Genomic DNA, 18183 nt, shown 5'->3' on the forward strand with positions numbered 1-18183 from the left:
CCAGGTATCGAACTGGGATGGATGACCCAGAATGCTACTTCTCGGGCTGGTAGAAGATGGTGTCAAACCAGACTTCAGCGCACAGAACATCCACTCAGAGTGCGGTGAGGTAGTCCGGAACGGCGATCCCGGGGGCCAGGTCGTCGGCCGGGACCGGGGCCCCGTGCACCGGCGCGACCGGGACCACGCCCGACCAGTAGGGCAGGCCCATGTCTTCCGGCTCGTCGTGGGGGCCGCCCGTACGGAGCTTCGCCGACACCTCGTTCAGGTCCAGCCGGATCACCGCGGTGGCGGCGAGCTCCTTGGCGTTGGCGGGCCGGGAGTCCGCCGAGCGGCCCGGGACCACGTGGTCGACGAGGGCGTCGAGGGCCATCCGGCGCTCGTCCTCGTCGGTCACCTCGTAAGCGGTGCCGTGCACGATCACGGAGCGGTAGTTGATCGAGTGGTGGAAGGCCGACCGGGCCAGCACCAGGCCGTCCACGTGCGTCACCGTCAGGCAGACGGGCAGCCCCGGGTCCGCCTGGCCGGCGGCGAGCAGCGGGCGCGATCCCGTCGAGCCGTGGACGTACAGCGTCTCACCGACCCGTCCGTAGAGGGTCGGCAGGACCACCGGGGCGCCGTCGCGGACGAAGCCGAGGTGGCAGACGTAGGCCTGGTCGAGTATCGAGTGGACCGTCTCGCGGTCGTAGCGCGCCCGCTCGCGGGAGCGGCTGGGGACGGTGCGGTCCGTGGGCTCGTAGCCGCCGCCCGGCACGTTCGCTCCGGGCATCTCTTGCGTGTCGGTGGTGGCGGTCATAGTGCGTGCTCCGTTGTACTAGTGCATAATGTTGTTTGTGCTAGGAGAATACCGGATCACAGGACGTCGCGCATCGGACATCGCGGCGAGTGTCGAGGCGGGCGTCGGATCGGGCGCACTCGCACCGGGAGCGCCGCTGCCCCCGATGCGCGAGCTCGCGGGCGTGCTCGGGGTGAACCCGAACACCGTGGCCGCCGCGTACCGGACGCTGCGCGAGCGCGGGGTCATCGAGACGGACGGGCGGCGCGGCAGCCGGGTGCGCGGTCGGCCCGCGAGCGCGCCGCGCGACGAACTGCGGATGGCGGTGCCGCCCGGGACGCGTGACGCCGCGTCGGGGAACCCGGACGTCCGGCTGCTGCCCGCGCTGGACGGGGCCCTGGCGCAGGCCGCCCGGCGGTACGCGCAGGCTCCGACGCTGTACGGGGACGATCCGGTGGTGCCGGAGCTGGAGCGGCTGGCCCGGGCCGACCTCGATGCGGACGGGGTCCCCGCCGGGCCGGTGGGGGTGACCTCGGGTGCGCTCGACGGGATCGAGCGCGTCCTGGTGGCCCACCTGCGGCCGGGGGACGCGGTGGCGGTCGAGGACCCGGGGTGGGGGAGCGTGCTGGACCTCGCCGCGGCGCTGGGGCTGCGGGTGGTGCCGGTGGCGGTGGACGACGACGGCCCGGTCGCCACGGCGGTGGAGCGGGTGCTCGCGGAGGGCGCGCGGGCCCTGCTGGTGACCTCCCGGGCGCAGAACCCGACCGGGGCGGCCGTGAGCGGCGACCGGGCGGCGCAGCTGCGCGATGTCCTGGCCCGGTACCCGGAGGTGCTGGTGGTCGACGACGACCACGGGCACGGCATCGTGGACCTGCCACTGCACCCGCTCGGCGGGGTGACCCGGCACTGGGCGCTGGTGCGGTCCACCGCCAAGGCGTACGGGCCGGACCTGCGGCTCGCGGTGCTGACCGGCGACCCCGTGACCCTGGACCGGGTGCGCGGGCGGCAGCGGCTGGGCCCGGGATGGGTGAGCCGGCTGCTCCAGTACGCGGCGGTCGAGCTGTGGAGCTCCGGCGCGGTGGACCGTGCGGCGGTCGCACGCTCCTACGGGGAGCGGCGGGACGGCCTGGTCGCGGCACTGCGGGAGCGGGGGGTGGCGGCGCACGGCCGCAGCGGGATGAACGTGTGGGTGCCGGTCGCCGACGAGACGGGCGCGGTGACGAGGCTCCTGTCCGCGGGCTGGGCGGTGGCCCCGGGCGGCTGGTTCCGGGTGGATTCGGGGCAGGGTGTGCGGATCACCGTGTCGGGCCTGGAAGGGGCCGAGGTGCCGGGACTCGCGGCGGCGGTGGCCGCAGCGGTGCGGCCCGCCACGAGCGGCCGCTTCGACTGACGCGACGCCCGGCCCGGACGCCGTGGAACGCCGCCGAGGTGCATGCAGAACTCGGCGGGCTCGCCGTGTTGCTGACGAAAACGCACGTATGAGCGAAGTTAGGCTGTTCGGGAACAACTCATGGGGGACTGCGTGGACATCGACATCAAGACGTATTACGTGCGGCAAGGCGCGGGGGGCGCCGGTGCGGCGGCCGAGAAGGCGCTGGAGAACCTCCGCAAGTCCCTGGATTCGAGCGACACGGCAGCCGACGGGCACCACGGCTGGGCCTCCGCCGGAGCGTTGAAGCGGTGTGCGACCGCATGGGAGGACCACATGGTCGACCTGGGGAAGCAGATGAACACCATGGCCGACAACCTCCACACCACGGCCAACGCCTACGACACCACGGACGCCCAGGCGGAGGACGCCTTCAACCGGCTTCAGCACGGCCTCACCGACTTCGGGAGGAACTGACCCGTGGTCGCCTACCAGGACCTGTACGACTGCCGCGTGGACCAGTGGCAGAAGGCCGCGGACGACTGGGTCGACCTCGCCCGGCGCTCCTCGTCCGCATGCGAGGACATTCGCGCGCAGGGCAAGAAGCCGCTCGACGACCACTGGGCGGACGCCACCGGCAAGCAGGCCGGCAAACGCCTGGAGGACCTCGCCGACCGCCTCGAATCCGGCGGCGACATCATGAAGGGCGTGGCCATGGTCCTCGACGCCCTGGCCCATTCCATGGGCTTCGCCCAGCGCACGCTCTTCCACGCGGCCGAGCTGGCGCGCGAGTACGGGCTGAGCATCCAGGACGGCCGCGCGGTGGGCGCGTACACGGGTGCCGCGCCCGTCGGCCCGAACGTGCCGCAGAACGTGCGCGACGCCTACACCAAGGAACTGGGCGACATCGCGACGGTCAACGCGCTGATAGACGAAGCCCTGCGTGAGGCCGCCCAGGCGGACGGGAAGGCCTCCGCGGAGCTGGACAAACTGGCGAAGACCGTCAACGTCGCCGACACCTCGCAGGCGCACAACGAGATCCTGGTCGAGGCGTCCCACGTCGAATTCGAGATGCTCCGGGCGGACATCCCGGTCGGGAAGGACCCGCACCTCCAGCGCGCCTGGTGGGACGGCCTGACCCCGCAGCAGCAGAAGGACCTCATGCGGGCCGACCCCGTGACCCTCGCCGACCTCAAGGGCCTGCCCCCCGAGGTCGGCCGTGAACTCCGCGGCCCCGACGGCAAGATCGACCGGGTCGAGATGGTGCGGTACGCCCTCGACCACTGGGACAAGAAGGACGATCTCGATTTCAAGAACAACTGCGCCAATTTCACATCGTCGGCCCTGGAGGCTGGCGGGATGCAGAAGAAGTTCGACTTCTGGCTGGGCCCCGGCGGGGACAACACCTGGGGGCGGGAGAGCGGTGTGGGGGTGGACAGGATCGACCGCCGGGTCTACCACTCTCGCTCGTGGGGTCTGGCCAAAGACCTGCACGGCTTCCTCCTGCACAACGGCGGTGAGGAGGTCAGGCGAGCGGATGCGCGCCCCGGCGACGTGATCTTCTATGAGCAGGTCGCTCCCGACCCGGCCGAACCCCAGGGCGAGATCTACCACGCTGCCGTGGTCACCTCGGTGACCCCCGACGGTGACATCAAACTGACCCAGCACACCAGCTCGTTCGAGAACGTGAGCCTGGACAGCAGGGAACACGTCGCCACCAGGAACCACGGCGAGCAGCGCATCCACATCGTCCGACCGCACCCGAATTGGTACTGATGGCCACCGCATCGCCAGCCCCGGCGGCAAGCGACAGCTCGGCGCGCCCGCGTGTCGCCACGCCGGGCATCGTGACGTCGGCACTGCTGGTGCCGCTCATGGTCGTGGCCGGTGTGGCCACTTCCCTGCACACTCAGGACATCGAGTACGGGTGGGCCGACCGGCAACGTGAAGCCTGCCGTCACCTGCCCTTCCCGGTGGCCGAGTACGCCGCCGGCTGGGCCGGTCTGGGCTTCGGCCTGGCGGCGGTGGCGGTGTGCGTGCTGCTCGCGCGGCGGCTCCGGCGGCGGTACGGCCTCCGGCTCGGGGAGGGCTGGCCCGGCCTCCTCGCCGGTACCACCGTGTGGTTCAGCGTCCTGGCGGTCCCGATGGAACTGATCCAGCTGTACGCCGTCTACTCGGCCGCCGCGGCGGGGATCAACCTCGGTGACGGTTGCTGAGCCTTCGTCCACATCGTCCGAACGCACCCGAATTGGTACTGATGGATATTTCTTCCGCCGCCGCCTCGCCTGCCGCCCCGCACGGCCACACGGTCACACCCGGCATGGTGATCACGGCACTGCTCGTTCCCGCCGTGGCTGTGCTCGGCGTGCTCTCCTCCCTGCACGTGGAGGACATCGACATGGCCTGGGTACACCGGCAGCAGGCGGCCTGCCGGCTCATGCCCTTCCCGAAGGTGGAGTACGTCTTCGCGTGGGCGGGACCGGTCCTCGGGCTGTCGGCCATGGTCGTCTGCCTGCTGCTCGCCCGGTGGATCCGGCGGCGCTGCGGGGTCCGGATCTGGGACACCTGGCCGGGACTCCTGGCGTTCACCGTTGCCTTGCTGAACGTCGTGGCGATCCTGCTGGAGCTGTTCATGCTGTGGACCACCCACACGCCCGACGGTTCGGGGCCGATCCTCGGCGACTGCGGTTAGGCGGGCGCGTCGCGCCGACCCAGGTCGTGTCGTCAAAGTCCCGTCTGGCCGGCGCCGCCCTTCGGGCGGCCGACGCTACTTTGACGACACTCCCTAGCGGCGGCGGGTCTGGGTCAGGGCCGCTCCGGCCAGGACGATCGCCGCGCCCACCGGGGTGTTCCAGTGGAGCTGTTCGCCCAGGAGGGCGACGCCCGCCGTGGTGGCGATGACCGGGATGAAATACGTGACCATCTGGGCCGTGGTCGGACCGACCTCCGTCACCAGTCCGTACTGCATCTGGAGGGCCATCCCCGTGCCGAGGGCGCCCAGTGCGATCACCGACAGGGTCGGCCACAGCGGGAACGAGGCGGGGGCCGAGGTGAACGCGGCACTGACCGCCAGCAGTTGCAGCGTGGAGAGCATCAGCTGGGCGCCGGTCAGCGCCACCGGCGAGCTCGGTACCGAGGCCAGCGTGCGCCGGACGTAGATCCAGCCGATCGGGTAGCAGAGCGAGGCGAGCAGGGCGAGCGCGGTGCCCTTCGCGTCGATCCCCGAGAAGCCCTGCCAGGCGCCCAGGACCGTCAGGACGCCGAGGAACCCCAGGCCCAGGCCGGCGAAACGGCGCCGCGTCGGGCGGTCCTCGGACAGGGCCACCATCGACAGCGCCATGCCCCACAGCGGCGAGGTGGCGTTGCAGATCCCGGCCAGGCTCGACGGGATGCTGAGCTCGGCGTACGAGAACAGCGAGAAGGGGGCGGTGTTGAGCAGCAGCGCCGCCACGGCCAGGTGGGCCCAGGTACGGCGGCCCCGGGGGAGCGGCTCGCGGCGGACCAGGAGCACGGTCAGCAGCGCGAGCGCGCCGAACAGCACCCGGCCGAGGGCGACCTGGAAGGGGGCGTACGCCTGCGTGCCCACCTTGATCAGCAGGAAGCTGAAGCCCCAGACCACCGAGAGGATCGCGAAGCGGATGCGCCAGTCCACCCGGGCGGAGGCGGTGCGGGCGGGGGCGGCCGGCGGGGAGAGTGTGGGGCGAGGGGTGGTGGGTGCGCTCATGAGGTGTACTCTGCTCCGCTCAACTACGTAGGACAAGCGAGATTTCTTGGCTGTGACGGCGTAGCATCGCTTACATGTTGAACCTGGAGCGCCTGCGCACCCTCGATGCCCTCGCCCGCCACGGCTCGGTCAGCGGCGCGGCCGACGGGCTGCACGTCACCACCTCCGCCGTCTCCCAGCAGATGGCCAAGCTGGAGCGGGAGGTAGGCCAGCCGCTGCTGGCCAAGAACGGCCGCGGGGTCCGGCTCACCGACGCCGGGCGGCTCCTCGCCGACCACGCTGCCCGGATCATCTCCCAGGTGGAGCTCGCCCAGGCCGATGTGGAGGCCCAGCGGGGCTGCGCCGTCGGCGAGCTGCGGATCGGCGCCTTCCCGACCGCCATGCGCGGGCTGCTGCCCCAGGCGCTGACCGCCCTGCGCGCCGGACACCCCGAACTGCGGCCCCTGGTACGGGAGCGGGAGCCCGAGGACAGCATGGCGGCGGTCGTCCGCGGCGACCTCGACCTGGCCCTGGCCATCGACTGGCACAACAAGCGGATGCCGGTGCCCGCCGAGCTCACGCGGACGCACCTGCTCGACGACTCCTGTGACATCGCCGTTCCGGCCGGCCACCGGATGGCCGGCCGCGACCGGGTCACCCTCGCCGAGTTCGCCGACGACGACTGGATCTCCTGGAACGAGGGCCAGTTCTGTCACGAGTGGCTCGTGTACACCCTGCGCGGCACCGGCGTCGAGCCGCGCATCGCGCACATCGCCGAGGAGCACCACACCCAGCTGGCCTTCGTGGAGGCCGGACTCGGTGTGTGCGTGGCACCCCGGCTCGGCCGCGGTCCGGTGCCGGACGGGGTCCGGCTGCTGCCCGTCAGCGACTCCGTCCGGCGTCACGTGTACGTGGTGTGGCGGGCGGACGCCGACCGGCGGCCCTCGATCCGGGCCGCCGTCGACGCGCTCCGGGAGGCCGCCGCCGCGGTCCTGTAGCGCCGCTGTGCCCAAGGGTCCCGCCCGTAGCGTCCCGCCCGTAGCGTCGCGCCCGTGGCGCCGCGGTTCCGGGGCGTCGTCACGCCGAGGGCGCCCGGGTGTCGTGACGCCGAGGGTGCCCGGCGCGTGGGCGCGTCAGAGTTTGCGGAAGTCCCAGGAGACGACCGAATCCGGTGTGAGGCGGATCCACGCGTGGCGGCCGTCGTGCGGCATCTCCTCTATGCCGAAGTTCTTGGCCGGAAACAGTCGTTCCGCCTCGGCCAGCTCCGGACAGGGCACGCCCGTACGCGGGGCCTCGCCCACGAAGGCGGCGCTGCCGGAGAGCTCGACCCCGCGCAGTTCGTCATAGGCCTCGCCCGCATCCACGACCACGGAGATCCGCGGGTCCGCCCGCAGGTCCGACCAGCGCCGGCTGCGCGTGATCGAATACAGCCACAGCGAGGCGCCGTCCCAGGCGAACCACAGGGCGCCCACGTGCGGACGGCCGTCCGGGGAGACGGTCGCCACCCGGCAGGTGCGCTGCTCGCGCAGGAAGGCGTCCACTTCCGCGTCGGTCATCATGATGCGGCGGCCCCGCCGCTGTGATCCGTCCATCCGTCCCACACCCCTTCACATCTGACTGAGTGTCAGGAATCATGCGGGATCGACGGCCGTCACGCCAGGGGGAGCCATGCCGCAGCCGGATCTCGATCCCGCCACCACCGCACTGCTCACCGTCGAGTGCCAGAACGGCGTCGTCGGAGAGGAGAGCGCACTGCCCGAACTCGCCAAGGAGGCCAGGGACTCCGGGATGCTCGGGCGGGTGGCCGCGCTGGTCGACGCCGCCCACGCAGCCGGCGTACAGGTGCTGCACGCGGTCGCCGAACGGCGCCCCGACGGGCTCGCGGCCAACGCCAACGCGCGGCTGTTCCGGGCCGCCGCGAAGCTGCCCGTGCGGCAGCTGACCGGGACCCGGGCGGTGCAGGTCGCGGCCCCCATCGAGGTGGCCGGAAACGATCTGGTGGTCCGCCGGCTGCACGGCCTCTCCCCGATCTCCGGCACCGACGTCGACGCCCTCCTGCGCAACCTCGGCATCCGCACCCTCGTGGTCGCCGGGGTGTCGTCGAACATCGCGATCCCGAACACCGTCTTCGACGCCGTGAACCTCGGCTACCGGGTCGTGGTGCCGTCCGACGCCATCGCGGGGGTGCCCGCCGCCTACACCGCCGAGGTGATCCACAACTCCCTGGCACTCGTCGCGACCGTCACCACGGCCGAAGCCGTGCTCGCGCAGTGGGCTCCCGCGCGCTGACCCCCGTAACCTGGGCGGATGCTGTCCGAAGTGATCGCGACCCGTTACGTCACGCCCCTGCGTGAGGGCGGCTCGCTCCCGGGGATCGTCGAAGCCGACGACCTCGGTACCTACGTCATGAAATTCACCGGAGCCGGCCAGGGCCGCAAGACCCTGGTCGCCGAAGTCGTCTGCGGGCGCCTGGCGCAGCGCCTCGGCCTGCGGGTCCCGCGGCTGGTGCAGATGCAGCTCGACCCCGTCATCGGGCTCGGCGAGCCCGACCAGGAGGTCCAGGAGCTGCTGAAGGCCAGCGGCGGACTCAACCTCGGGATGGACTACCTGCCCGGGTCGATCGGCTTCGACCCGCTCGCGTACCAGGTGGACCCGGCCGAGGCGGGGCGCGTGGTCTGGTTCGACGCGCTGATCAACAACGTCGACCGGTCCTGGCGCAACCCGAACATGCTGGTCTGGCACGGTGACCTGTGGCTGATCGACCACGGCGCCACCATGATCTGGCACCACAACTGGCCCACCGCCGCGAGCGCCGCGGCCAAGCCGTACAACGCCTCCGACCACGTCCTGGCCCCGGTCGGCCCGGACATCGCGGCGGCGGCCGCCGCCCTCGCGCCCCTGGTGACCCGGGAGCTGCTCGACGAGGTCGTCGCGGACGTGCCCGACGAGTGGCTGGTCGACGAGCCCGGCTTCGACTCCACCGACGCGGTGCGCCGCGCCTACGTGGAGGTGCTGCTGCCGCGCGCGGCCACGATCCACGAGAGGATCTCGATGGAGGCCGAGGTGAAGGCGCCGTCGAAGCCCCCCGGGTGGCTGACCGACCACCTGTCCGAATGGCCCCACAAGACCAAGAAGAAGAGCGACGGCGAGTGACCAAGCGGGACGTGTTCGAGTACGCGCTGGTGCGCGTGGTGCCCCGGATGGAGCGCGGTGAGTGCTTCAACGCCGGTGTGATCGTCTACTGCCGGGCGCGCTCGTACGTGGCCGCGCGCACCCATCTGGACGAGGCCAAGCTCCTCGCCCTGGACCCCGGGGCCGACGTGGCCGGCGTGCGCGCCGCCCTGCACGGGGTCGCGGGCGTGTGCACCGGCGGCGAGTGGGCCGGCCAGGCGGCCGGCGACGACGCGGGACGCCGGTTCCGCTGGCTGATCGCCCCGCGCAGCACGGTCGTGCAGCCCGGGCCGGTGCACACCGGCCTCACCGCCGACCCGGAGGCCGAGGTGGAACGGCTGCTCGACCTGCTGGTCCGCTGATCCGGCCGAACGGTACGAAGATCCGTACGGTGGCCGCCACGACCTGGAGAGCCCTGGGGCCCGGTGCCGTTGACACCGGGTGCCAGGGCTCCTAGCGTCTCCTCAGCTGAAGCTACTAAGCGGTTGCTCACCCACGAGGAGCCGCTGTTGAGGATTCCGAGGGCGAGGAGATCCACCATGTCCACCACCGAGCAGCGCGTCGCGATCGTGACCGGGGCGGCCCGGGGCATCGGCGCGGCCACCGCCGTACGCCTGGCCGCCGAGGGCCGGGCGGTCGCCGTACTCGATCTCGACGAGGCGGCCTGCAAGGACACCGTCGAGACGATCACCGCCGCCGGGGGGAAGGCCCTGGCGGTCGGCTGCGACGTCTCCGACGCGGCGCAGGTGGAGGCGGCCGTCGAGCGCGTCGCGAGCACCCTGGGCGGCCCGACCATCCTGGTCAACAACGCGGGCGTGCTGCGCGACAACCTGCTCTTCAAGATGAGCGAGAACGACTGGGACACCGTCATGAACGTCCACCTGCGCGGTGCGTTCCTGATGTCGAAGGCCTGTCAGAAGTACATGGTCGAGGCCAAGTTCGGCCGCATCGTCAACCTGTCCAGCAGCTCGGCGCTGGGCAACCGCGGCCAGGCCAACTACTCGGCGGCCAAGGCCGGTCTGCAGGGCTTCACCAAGACCCTGGCCATCGAGCTCGGCAAGTTCGGCGTCACCGCCAACGCCGTCGCCCCCGGCTTCATCGTCACGGAGATGACCGCCCAGACGGCCGCGCGCGTGGGCATGGGCTTCGAGGACTTCCAGGCCGCCGCGGCCACCCAGATCCCCGTCCAGCGCGTCGGCCGTCCGGACGACATCGCCAACGCGATCGCCTTCTTCACGGGCGAGGCCGCCGGCTTCGTCTCCGGCCAGGTCATGTACGTGGCCGGCGGCCCGCTCAACTGACGAGAGGCAGGGCGCAGGCTCATGACGGACAACAGCACGAACGTGGTGGACAGCGGCAAGGTCGCGCTGATCACCGGAGCGAGCCGGGGCATCGGCTACGGCATCGCGCAGGCGCTGGTCGCCCGGGGTGACCGGGTGTGCATCACCGGGCGCAACGAGGACGCCCTCAAGGAGGCCGTCGAGGCGCTCGGCGCCGACCGGGTGATCGGGGTCGCCGGCAAGGCCCACGACGAGGGCCACCAGGCCGTCGCGGTCGAGCGGACGATGGAGGCCTTCGGCCGGGTCGACTTCCTGATCAACAACGCGGGCACCAATCCGGTCTTCGGTCCGATCGCCGACCTGGACCTCGGTGTCGCGCGCAAGGTCTTCGAGACCAACGTGATCTCCGCGCTCGGGTTCGCCCAGCGGACCTGGCACGCCTGGCAGAAGGACAACGGCGGCGCGATCGTGAACATCGCGTCCATCGCCGGCGTCTCCGCCTCGCCCTTCATCGGCGCGTACGGGATGAGCAAGGCCGCCATGGTCAACCTCACCCTCCAGCTCGCCCACGAGATGGCGCCCGGGGTCCGGGTCAACGCGATCGCCCCCGCGGTGGTCAGGACGAAGTTCGCGCAGGCGCTCTACGAGGGCCGGGAGCAGGAGGCCGCGGCCGCCTACCCGCTCGGCCGGCTGGGGCTCCCGGAGGACATCGGCGGAGCGGCGGCTTTTCTTACATCTCCACAAGCGGAATGGATCACAGGCCAAACTCTGGTCGTCGACGGCGGAATGTTCCTCAATGCCGGAGTGCACTGATCGATAATCGGACGCATTTGCCTCCCGAGGGGAGGCAAATGCGTACCTAATATGCACGAAATCGGTCAAGTGTCACATGAAACCTGCCCATTGGATTTGTGAGGCACTGCGGTAGGGTCTGCCGCACCCCTGGCTGATCGAGGAGCGTGCACGTGTTCATCCGGACCAGATGCCTGCAGATCACTGCAGCCCTTGCGTCCATATCCCTGCTCGCCGGATGCGGTCTGCTTTCGGACGACAGCAGTGACGCCGCGAAGAGAATCGTCGTCGGCACGACGAGCGCCCCGAGCACCCTCGATCCCGCTGCGGCCTGGGACGGCTCCTGGGAGCTGTACCGGAACGTCTACCAGACCCTGCTGGCGTTCCCGACGGGCTCCACCAAGCCCCAGCCCGACGCCGCCCAGAACTGCGAGTTCACCGACTCCGCCAACGAGTCGTACCGGTGCACCCTGAAGAAGGGCCTGAAGTTCACCGACGGGGAGCCGCTCGACGCCAAGGCCGTCAAGCACTCGCTCGACCGGATCCGGACGATCAACTCCCAGACCGGCCCGCTCGGCCTCTTCGGCAGCCTGGACAAGATCGAGACCCCGGACGCACTGACGGTCGTCTTCCACCTGAAGACCCCCGACGCCACGTTCCCCTTCGTCCTCGGCTCGCCGGCCGCCTCCCTGGTCGCCCCGAAGGACTACCCGGCCGACAAGGTCCGCGAGGACGGCAAGGTCACCGGCTCCGGCCCGTTCGTCCTCGACTCGTACAAGGAGGGCAGCGAGGCGGTCCTCGGCAAGAACGGGACGTACAACGGCTTCGCGAACCGGCGCAACGACGGCGTGACCATCCGCTACTTCACGGACTCCACCAAGATGGTCGCCGCGCTCAAGGCCAAGGAGATCGACGCCACCTACCGCGGTCTGTCGGCCCCCGAGATCAAGGACCTGCAGACCCCCGCCTCGCACGCCCAGGGCGTCCAGGTCGTCGAGAACGTCGGCGCGGAGATCCGCTACCTGGTCTTCAACCCCAAGGACCCGCAGGTCGCCAAGCCGGCCGTGCGCCAGGCCATCGCCCAGCTCGTGGACCGCGGCGCGATCGTCTCCAAGGTCTACCAGGGCACCGCCGAGCCGCTGTACTCCATGGTCCCCAAGGGCGTGGTGGGCCACAAGACGCCCTTCTACGACAAGTACGGCCAGGCCAGCGTCGACAAGGCCAAGAAGATCCTCCGGGACGCCGGGATCACCCAGCCGGTGGAGCTGACCTTCTGGTACACCACCGACCGCTACGGCGCCTCCACCGCCGACGAGTTCACCGAGCTCAAGCGCCAGCTCGACGAGAGCCAGCTCTTCAAGGTCACCCTGCGCGGCCAGCCCTGGAAGGTCTTCCAGGTCGGCTACAAGAACGGCGAGTACCCGGTCTTCGGCCGCGGCTGGTTCCCCGACTTCCCGGACCCGGACAACTTCATCGCGCCGTTCGTCGGCAAGGAGAACGCGGTCGGCACCCCGTACGAGCCCGCCCAGATCCTCACGGACCTGCTGCCCAAGTCCCGCCGCGAGAGCGACCGCTCGGCCGGTGTCCGCGAGTTCGAGCAGGCCCAGCAGATCTTCGCCGACGACGTCCGGCTGCTGCCGCTGTGGCAGGGCAAGCTGTACGTCGCCGCCCGCGAGGACATCGCCGGCGGTGAGCGGGCGCTGGACCCGCAGACCGTCTTCCAGATGTGGGAGCTGTACCGCAAGACCAGCTGGTAGCACCTGCCGCGGGCGCCCACGGGCGCCCGCGGTGAGGCGTTGTCAGTGGCCCCCGGTAGGTTCTGGACTGTTGCACCAAGCAGTTGCACGAACTTGTACCGGAGGTTGTACACGTGACCCAGATGCTGCCCGAGTCCTGGCTCCCCGTCCTCGGCGACGAGCTGGACCAGCCCTACTTCAAAGAGCTCGTCGAGTTCGTCGAGAAGGAGCGGGCGAACGGGCCGGTCTACCCGCCCCGAGAGCAGGTCTTCGCAGCCCTGGAGGCCACTCCCTTCGACCGGGTGAAGGTCCTCGTCCTCGGCCAGGACCCCTACCACGGCGCCGGCCAGGGCCACGGCCTGTGCTTCTCGGTGCGGCCCGGGGTCAAGACCCCGCCCTCGCTGCGCAACATCTACAAGGAGATGCAGGCGGAGCTGGGCACGCCCATCCCCGACAACGGGTACCTGATGCCGTGGGCCGAGCAGGGCGTCCTGCTGCTCAACGCGGTCCTCACCGTCCGCGAGGCCGAGCCCAACTCGCACAAGGGCAAGGGCTGGGAGAAGTTCACCGACGCGGTGATCCGCGCCGTCGCCGACCGCCCCGACCCGGCCGTCTTCGTGCTGTGGGGCGCCTACGCCCAGAAGAAGCTCCCGCTCATCGACGAGGAGCGGCACGTGGTCGTCAAGGGCGCCCACCCCTCCCCGCTGTCGGCGAAGAAGTTCTTCGGCTCCCGGCCCTTCACGCAGATCAACGAGGCCGTCGCGGCCCAGGGCCATGCGCCGATCGACTGGACGATCCCGAACCTCGGCTGACGCCGCACGCGCCTCGGTGCCATTGCCGGTGCCTCCGGTTAGCGTCGTGACGACCAGACCGGAGCAGGTCTGGCGGAGCAAGCCGGAGGCCGCCGTGACGGAGCAGCAGGAGGCGTCGGAGGACGCCGTCATGACCAGGATCGGCCAGGCCGTCATCCTGCTGCACGCCGGTGACCGCGAGGAGGCCCGCAACCGCCTCGCCGAGATCTGGCACGAGATCGGCGAGGACGGCGACTCGCTCCACCGCTGCACGCTCGCGCACTACATGGCCGACGCGCAGGACGATCCCGCCGACGAACTGGCCTGGGACCTGCGCGCCCTGACCGCCGCCGACGGACTGGGGCGGGGCCTGCGGGACGGGCTGCCCGCGCAGCACGAACCGCATCCCGCCGTGCGCGTGTTCTACCCGTCGCTGCACCTCAACCTGGCCGCCGACTACGTCAAGCTCCAGCGGCCCGACGCGGCGCGGCTGCATCTGGCCCGCGCCCGCGCCGCCACCGGGGCGCTGTCCGACGACGGGTACGGGAACGGCGTACGGGCCGCCATCGCCCGGCTGGAGCGGCGCCTCGCCGCGGAACCGGGCAGGGGGCCCCGGCCGTTCCCGGAACAGCACCCGTAGGCCCCGCCTGGCGTGCGACCGCGTCGGCTGCGCCTTCCGCTCCGCTGCGCCTCCGCTCGGCTGCACGGCAGGGCTGCCCCGGTTTCAGCCGCCCCGGACACCCGCGCAGATGCGGGCCTCCGGGCTGTCCGGGTGCCAGCGGCCGTGCCGGCGGCCCAGGGCGCACACGTCGGCCGGCCGGACCGGCAGCTCCTTCGCCAGCTCGCGCCGAACCTCCGCTTCCGGTCCCGAGGGGTCCTGGCGGCCGCCCTTGCCCGCGTGAGCGCGTTGCGCGGGCCGGCGGGGCTCCGGGATGTCCGGCACCGGCGGGACGGCCTGAGAGGGCCCTCCGGCGGCGGGGCCCGCCGGGACGGCCGAGCCCGTCGAGCCGGCCGGGCCCGCGGCTCCGCCCGGAGCGGGCCGCCCACCCCCGACGGCCGGGGCCGCCGGCAGCGCGGAATGCCCGGGTACGGCCTGGAGCGCCTCCAGCGCGGGCGCCTGGACCTCCACCGGTGCGGCTCCCGGCCCGCCGCGCGGCTCGTGCCGGGCCGGCGCCGCAGCGGTGCCGGGGGCGGCCGCCGGCTGCATCGGGGCGGGGGTCACATGCACGCACCCGGAGACGGCCGAGACGGCACAGGCGACTCCGAGCAGCAGTTTCGTCGTGGTTCGGGTTGGATGCACTCGCGCAACTCTGCTGTGCGAGGACCTCGTTGTGAAAACCCGGAGCCGATATTCACCCCGCACGGGTGACGGGCATCCGCCGGACACCGGCCGGACACCGGCAGGTCACCGGCCGCCGCACACCGGCCGCCGCACCCGCCGTACGCCACCGCGGCGTCAGTCGCCCGTGGCGCCGTCGATCTGCTCGCGCAGCAGGTCCGCGTGCCCGTTGTGGCGCGCGTACTCCTCGATCATGTGCGTGTAGACCCAGCGCAGGCTGAACGCCTCGCCGCGATGGTGGCTCGCGGGATCCGACACCAGGTCCAGCGAACGGCCGGCCGCCGCCCGCCGCGCCAGCTCGACCTCGGTCCGCCAGGTCTGCTCGGCCTCGGCCCACGTGTCCCCGGGGCCGAAGTGGAAGTCCCCGTCCGGGTCCTCGCGCGTGCAGTACAGCTCGGGCAGGTCCTCGCCCAGCATGATCTCCCGGAACCAGTACCGCTCCACCTCCGCCATGTGCCGTACGAGACCCAGCAGGCTCAGCCGGGAGGGGGCGAGTGGGGTGCGGCCCAGCTCTTCGTCCCCGAGGCCCTCGCACTTCCAGAGGAGGGTGGCGCGGTGGTAGTCGAGCCAGCCGTCCAGCATGTCCCGCTCGTTCGCGGTGGTGGAGGGCTCGGTGCGGTGGGATCCGGTGGTGGTGGTCATGGCCCCCATCCTCGGCGAACGCGACCTGCGCCACCAGGGATTAAGCTGCGGGAGTCCCGCAAGGATCAACCTGGAGGTTTCCGGTGAAGGTAGGCGTCATCGGACTCGGCGACATCGCCCAGAAGGCGTACCTGCCCGTCCTCACCGCCCGTCCGGGCGTGGAACTGCACCTGCAGACCCGGACCCCCGCCACGCTGGAGCGGATCGGGGAGATCCACCACATCCCGCCCGCGCGCCGCCACACCGGCCTGGACGGACTCCTGGCCGAGGGCCTCGACGCGGCATTCGTGCACGCCCCCACGGCCGTTCACCCCGAGATCGTGACCCGGCTGCTCGAAGCGGGCGTGCCGACCTACGTGGACAAGCCGCTCGCCTACGCGCTCGAGGACTCGCGGCGGCTGGTGGAACTGGCCGACGAGCGCCGGGTCTCGCTCGCCGTCGGCTTCAACCGCCGCCACGCGCCCGGCTACGCGCAGTGCGCAGAGCACCCGCGCGACCTGATCGTCATGCAGAAGAACCGGGTCGGGCTGCCCGAGGACCCGCGGACCCTCGTCCTCGACGACTTCATCCACGTCGTCGACACCCTGCGTTTCCTGCTCCCCGGCGAAGCCGACCACATCGACGTCCGGGCGCAGCTGCGCGACGGGCTGATGCACCAGGTCGTCCTGCAGATGTCGGGCCCCGGCTTCACCGCGCTCGGCATCATGAACCGGCTGTCCGGTTCCACCGAGGAGATCCTGGAGGTGTCCGGGCAGGACGCCAAGCGGCAGGTCGTCAACCTCGCCGAGATCATCGACCACCGCGGCCAGCCCACCGTGCGGCGCCGCGGCGACTGGGTGCCGGTCGCCCGCCAGCGCGGCATCGAGCAGGTCGTGGACGCCTTCCTGGAATCGGTCGCGGCGGGCAAGACGCTCAGCGCCCGCGATGCGCTGCTCACCCACGAGCTGTGCGAGCGGGTGGTGACGTCGGCTCTGGAGCAGGCTCCGGCCTCCTGAGGCCGAGCGACCGCGAGCCCTCGACCGTGCAGTACAGCGCCAGCAGCGCGAGACAGGCCCCGACGGGCCAGTCCCCGAAGCGGACGTAGTACGTCGTGCCGTGGGCGACGGGGACCTCGTACACCTGCGCCGTGCGCGCCGAGGTGCGCAGCGCCGGGCCGATCCGCTCGCCGGACGGGCCGTGCACCTCGCTGATCCCGGTGAGCGTGGCGTGCACGACGGGACGGCCGTCCTCCGCGGCGCGCAGCGCGGCGAGCGAGGCGTGCTGGGCCGGGGCCCAGCTGTGCTGGAAGCTGGAGGTGGCCGACTGGGCGACGAGCAGCTCGGCCCCGTCCCGGGTCAGGCGGCGGCTCATGTCGGGGAAGGCCGACTCGAAGCAGACCAGCGGGCCGATCCGCACACCGGGCCGTCCCGGCAGCCGCATCAGGACCGGGCCGGCGCCGCTGCGGCGGTCCTCGCCGGCGGCCTTGCCGACCGAGGTCGCCCAGCCCAGCAGCGACCGGGCCGGTATGTACTCGCCGAAGGGGACCAGCCGCATCTTGTCGTACCGGTCGCCGGTCGGTCCGTCGGGCCCGACGAGCACGGAGCTCTTGTAGATGCCGCCTTCGGCCGGACCCCCCGACACCGCCTCGGGCAGGGGCGCGGGCACGAGGGCCGGGGCCGCCGGCCTCCGCGCGTCGACGTTGACCAGCAGCGGTGCCCCGACCTCGGCGGACAGCGCGGCCAGGCGCCGGGCCAGGTCCGGGCGCGCGGCCAGGTCCGCACCGACGCTGCTCTCGCCCCAGACCACCAGGTCCACCCGCTGGCCGGCCAGCATCCGCGTCAGCCGTTCCCCGGCGGCGAACCGCAGGTCCGCGCTGTCCGGGCCGTCGGCCACCGTCCCGGGCTGCACGACGGCCACGCGCAGCGCGCCGGACACGTCGGGCCGCGGCACCCACAGCCACACCGCCCCCGTCAGCACCATGCATCCCGTCACCCCGGCCAGGGCCGGAACCCGCGCCGCCGGTACCGCGATCAGCATCACCACCCCGCAGTTCACCGCCACCACCAACAGGCTCACCAGCCACACCCCGCCCACCGAGGCGAGCCGCAGCGCGGGCGGCACCTGCCATTGGCTCGCCCCCAGCAGCCCCCACGGCCCGCCCAGCCCCTGCCAGGACCGGGCCAGCTCCGACAGCAACCAGCCCGCCGGTACGAGGAGCAGTGCGGCCGTCGCCCGGCCCGGCTCCGGGGCCCCGCCGAGGAACTCCCGCACCAGCAGGGCCCAGGGGATCCAGAGCAGCCCCAGCAGGGCGGCCAGCGGCAGCAGGAACACGTGCAGGCTGGGCAGCAGCCAGTGGTGGACGGCGACGATGAACCCGGCGCCGCCCAGCCAGCCCTCCACGGCCGCGCGCCGCCCGCTGGGCGCCGACCTCAGCAGCAGCATCCAGGGCACGAGGGAGACGTACGCGAACCACCAGAGCGCGGGGGCGGGGAAGGCGAGGCACGGCAGTGCCCCGGCGGCAGCCGCGGCCGCCGCACGCCCGTACCGGATCCGCTTCGCGACCATGGCACGCCTCCGCTTCCAGTGTGGAACAGGGCCGTCCGGAC

The 18183-nt window shown here is 72.0% G+C and carries 21 protein-coding genes; 15 read left to right on the forward strand and 6 right to left on the reverse strand.

From position 1 onward, the window contains the following. Positions 1-94: 94 nt before the first annotated feature. Positions 95-796, reverse strand: coding sequence for a pyridoxamine 5'-phosphate oxidase family protein (locus ACIPK4_RS26995; protein WP_402316908.1), 702 nt, complete (start codon positions 794-796; stop codon positions 95-97). Between the two features lie 28 nt (positions 797-824). Here ACIPK4_RS26995 and ACIPK4_RS27000 point away from each other — a divergent pair, with 28 nt between their 5' ends. The 5 genes from ACIPK4_RS27000 (at position 825) to ACIPK4_RS27020 (ending at position 4836) form a co-directional block, all read left to right on the forward strand. Continuing rightward, on the forward strand, positions 825-2165 hold the full coding sequence (locus ACIPK4_RS27000) for an aminotransferase class I/II-fold pyridoxal phosphate-dependent enzyme (RefSeq protein WP_402316910.1): 1341 nt from the start codon (positions 825-827) through the stop codon (positions 2163-2165). Positions 2166-2285: 120 nt separating this feature from the next. After that, complete coding sequence (locus ACIPK4_RS27005) at positions 2286-2621, forward strand: type VII secretion target (protein WP_402316912.1); 336 nt, start codon at positions 2286-2288, stop codon at positions 2619-2621. Between the two features lie 3 nt (positions 2622-2624). Beyond that, a complete protein-coding gene (locus tag ACIPK4_RS27010; protein WP_402316914.1) occupies positions 2625-3920 on the forward strand; it encodes an amidase domain-containing protein in 1296 nt (431 codons plus the stop codon). 71 nt (positions 3921-3991) lie between these two features. Beyond that, positions 3992-4360, forward strand: coding sequence for a hypothetical protein (locus ACIPK4_RS27015; RefSeq protein WP_402316917.1), 369 nt, complete (start codon positions 3992-3994; stop codon positions 4358-4360). 41 nt (positions 4361-4401) lie between these two features. Continuing rightward, positions 4402-4836, forward strand: a complete 435-nt coding sequence (locus tag ACIPK4_RS27020; protein WP_402316919.1) for a hypothetical protein — start codon at positions 4402-4404, stop codon at positions 4834-4836. A gap of 93 nt (positions 4837-4929) precedes the next feature. Here ACIPK4_RS27020 and ACIPK4_RS27025 read toward each other — a convergent pair whose 3' ends face one another. Further along, positions 4930-5868 (reverse strand): DMT family transporter, encoded by a 939-nt coding sequence (locus tag ACIPK4_RS27025; RefSeq protein WP_402316922.1) that lies wholly within the window; start codon positions 5866-5868, stop codon positions 4930-4932. A gap of 74 nt (positions 5869-5942) precedes the next feature. Between ACIPK4_RS27025 and ACIPK4_RS27030 the strand changes: the two genes are divergently transcribed. Then, positions 5943-6845: a LysR family transcriptional regulator gene (locus ACIPK4_RS27030; protein WP_402316924.1), complete on the forward strand. Its 903-nt coding sequence runs from the start codon at positions 5943-5945 to the stop codon at positions 6843-6845. 135 nt (positions 6846-6980) lie between these two features. On the opposite strand, the gene ACIPK4_RS27035 is transcribed toward ACIPK4_RS27030, so the two are convergent. Beyond that, positions 6981-7439, reverse strand: coding sequence for a pyridoxamine 5'-phosphate oxidase family protein (locus ACIPK4_RS27035; RefSeq protein WP_402316926.1), 459 nt, complete (start codon positions 7437-7439; stop codon positions 6981-6983). Positions 7440-7515: 76 nt separating this feature from the next. On the opposite strand from ACIPK4_RS27035, the gene ACIPK4_RS27040 reads away from it, so the two are divergent. The 8 genes from ACIPK4_RS27040 to ACIPK4_RS27075 all read left to right on the forward strand — a co-directional run bounded on the left by ACIPK4_RS27040 (position 7516) and on the right by ACIPK4_RS27075 (position 14257). Then, on the forward strand, positions 7516-8136 hold the full coding sequence (locus tag ACIPK4_RS27040; RefSeq protein ID WP_402316928.1) for an isochorismatase family protein: 621 nt from the start codon (positions 7516-7518) through the stop codon (positions 8134-8136). An 18-nt stretch (positions 8137-8154) separates the two neighbouring features. Then, on the forward strand, positions 8155-9000 hold the full coding sequence (locus ACIPK4_RS27045) for a HipA family kinase (RefSeq protein WP_054225023.1): 846 nt from the start codon (positions 8155-8157) through the stop codon (positions 8998-9000). Beyond that, positions 8997-9380 (forward strand): DUF3037 domain-containing protein, encoded by a 384-nt coding sequence (locus ACIPK4_RS27050; protein WP_054225024.1) that lies wholly within the window; start codon positions 8997-8999, stop codon positions 9378-9380. Before ACIPK4_RS27045 ends, ACIPK4_RS27050 begins: the two co-directional genes overlap by 4 nt. A 177-nt stretch (positions 9381-9557) precedes the next feature. Continuing rightward, the gene (gene fabG / locus ACIPK4_RS27055; protein ID WP_402316931.1) at positions 9558-10319 is read left to right on the forward strand and encodes a 3-oxoacyl-ACP reductase FabG; all 762 of its coding nucleotides are present in this window, start codon (positions 9558-9560) and stop codon (positions 10317-10319) included. Positions 10320-10361: 42 nt separating this feature from the next. After that, positions 10362-11111, forward strand: coding sequence for an SDR family oxidoreductase (locus ACIPK4_RS27060; protein ID WP_054225106.1), 750 nt, complete (start codon positions 10362-10364; stop codon positions 11109-11111). A gap of 152 nt (positions 11112-11263) precedes the next feature. Next, positions 11264-12847 carry an ABC transporter substrate-binding protein gene (locus ACIPK4_RS27065; RefSeq protein WP_054225026.1) on the forward strand — a complete coding sequence of 528 codons (1584 nt, stop codon included), beginning with the start codon at positions 11264-11266 and terminating at the stop codon, positions 12845-12847. 122 nt (positions 12848-12969) lie between these two features. Then, the gene (locus tag ACIPK4_RS27070) at positions 12970-13638 is read left to right on the forward strand and encodes a uracil-DNA glycosylase (RefSeq protein ID WP_054225107.1); all 669 of its coding nucleotides are present in this window, start codon (positions 12970-12972) and stop codon (positions 13636-13638) included. Positions 13639-13732: 94 nt separating this feature from the next. Then, a complete protein-coding gene (locus ACIPK4_RS27075) occupies positions 13733-14257 on the forward strand; it encodes a hypothetical protein (protein WP_054225108.1) in 525 nt (174 codons plus the stop codon). Positions 14258-14341: 84 nt separating this feature from the next. On the opposite strand, the gene ACIPK4_RS27080 is transcribed toward ACIPK4_RS27075, so the two are convergent. Further along, positions 14342-14917 (reverse strand): hypothetical protein, encoded by a 576-nt coding sequence (locus ACIPK4_RS27080; RefSeq protein WP_402316934.1) that lies wholly within the window; start codon positions 14915-14917, stop codon positions 14342-14344. 156 nt (positions 14918-15073) lie between these two features. Beyond that, a complete protein-coding gene (locus ACIPK4_RS27085; RefSeq protein WP_402316936.1) occupies positions 15074-15598 on the reverse strand; it encodes a DinB family protein in 525 nt (174 codons plus the stop codon). Between the two features lie 83 nt (positions 15599-15681). On the opposite strand from ACIPK4_RS27085, the gene ACIPK4_RS27090 reads away from it, so the two are divergent. Further along, positions 15682-16593, forward strand: a complete 912-nt coding sequence (locus ACIPK4_RS27090) for a Gfo/Idh/MocA family protein (RefSeq protein ID WP_402316939.1) — start codon at positions 15682-15684, stop codon at positions 16591-16593. Here ACIPK4_RS27090 and lnt read toward each other — a convergent pair. Further along, positions 16532-18142: an apolipoprotein N-acyltransferase gene (lnt, locus tag ACIPK4_RS27095; RefSeq protein WP_402316942.1), complete on the reverse strand. Its 1611-nt coding sequence runs from the start codon at positions 18140-18142 to the stop codon at positions 16532-16534. The two genes, ACIPK4_RS27090 and lnt, sit on opposite strands and share 62 nt — an antisense overlap. Positions 18143-18183 lie beyond the last annotated feature (41 nt).

The sequence above is a fragment of the Streptomyces sp. NPDC086989 genome (genome assembly GCF_044745505.1).
Lineage (GTDB): Bacteria > Actinomycetota > Actinomycetes > Streptomycetales > Streptomycetaceae > Streptomyces.

Bases quoted from the DNA above. Each gene is read 5' to 3' on its own strand.
- ACIPK4_RS26995 (WP_402316908.1), bottom strand. From the start codon at position 796: ATGACCGCCACCACCGACACGCAAGAGATGCCCGGAGCGAACGTGCCG.
- ACIPK4_RS27000 (WP_402316910.1), top strand. From the start codon at position 825: ATGTTGTTTGTGCTAGGAGAATACCGGATCACAGGACGTCGCGCATCG.
- ACIPK4_RS27005 (WP_402316912.1), top strand. From the start codon at position 2,286: ATGGGGGACTGCGTGGACATCGACATCAAGACGTATTACGTGCGGCAA.
- ACIPK4_RS27020 (WP_402316919.1), top strand. From the start codon at position 4,402: ATGGATATTTCTTCCGCCGCCGCCTCGCCTGCCGCCCCGCACGGCCAC.
- ACIPK4_RS27025 (WP_402316922.1), bottom strand. From the start codon at position 5,868: ATGAGCGCACCCACCACCCCTCGCCCCACACTCTCCCCGCCGGCCGCC.
- ACIPK4_RS27030 (WP_402316924.1), top strand. From the start codon at position 5,943: ATGTTGAACCTGGAGCGCCTGCGCACCCTCGATGCCCTCGCCCGCCAC.
- ACIPK4_RS27035 (WP_402316926.1), bottom strand. From the start codon at position 7,439: ATGGACGGATCACAGCGGCGGGGCCGCCGCATCATGATGACCGACGCG.
- ACIPK4_RS27040 (WP_402316928.1), top strand. From the start codon at position 7,516: ATGCCGCAGCCGGATCTCGATCCCGCCACCACCGCACTGCTCACCGTC.
- ACIPK4_RS27045 (WP_054225023.1), top strand. From the start codon at position 8,155: ATGCTGTCCGAAGTGATCGCGACCCGTTACGTCACGCCCCTGCGTGAG.
- fabG (WP_402316931.1), top strand. From the start codon at position 9,558: ATGTCCACCACCGAGCAGCGCGTCGCGATCGTGACCGGGGCGGCCCGG.
- ACIPK4_RS27070 (WP_054225107.1), top strand. From the start codon at position 12,970: ATGCTGCCCGAGTCCTGGCTCCCCGTCCTCGGCGACGAGCTGGACCAG.
- ACIPK4_RS27085 (WP_402316936.1), bottom strand. From the start codon at position 15,598: ATGACCACCACCACCGGATCCCACCGCACCGAGCCCTCCACCACCGCG.
- lnt (WP_402316942.1), bottom strand. From the start codon at position 18,142: ATGGTCGCGAAGCGGATCCGGTACGGGCGTGCGGCGGCCGCGGCTGCC.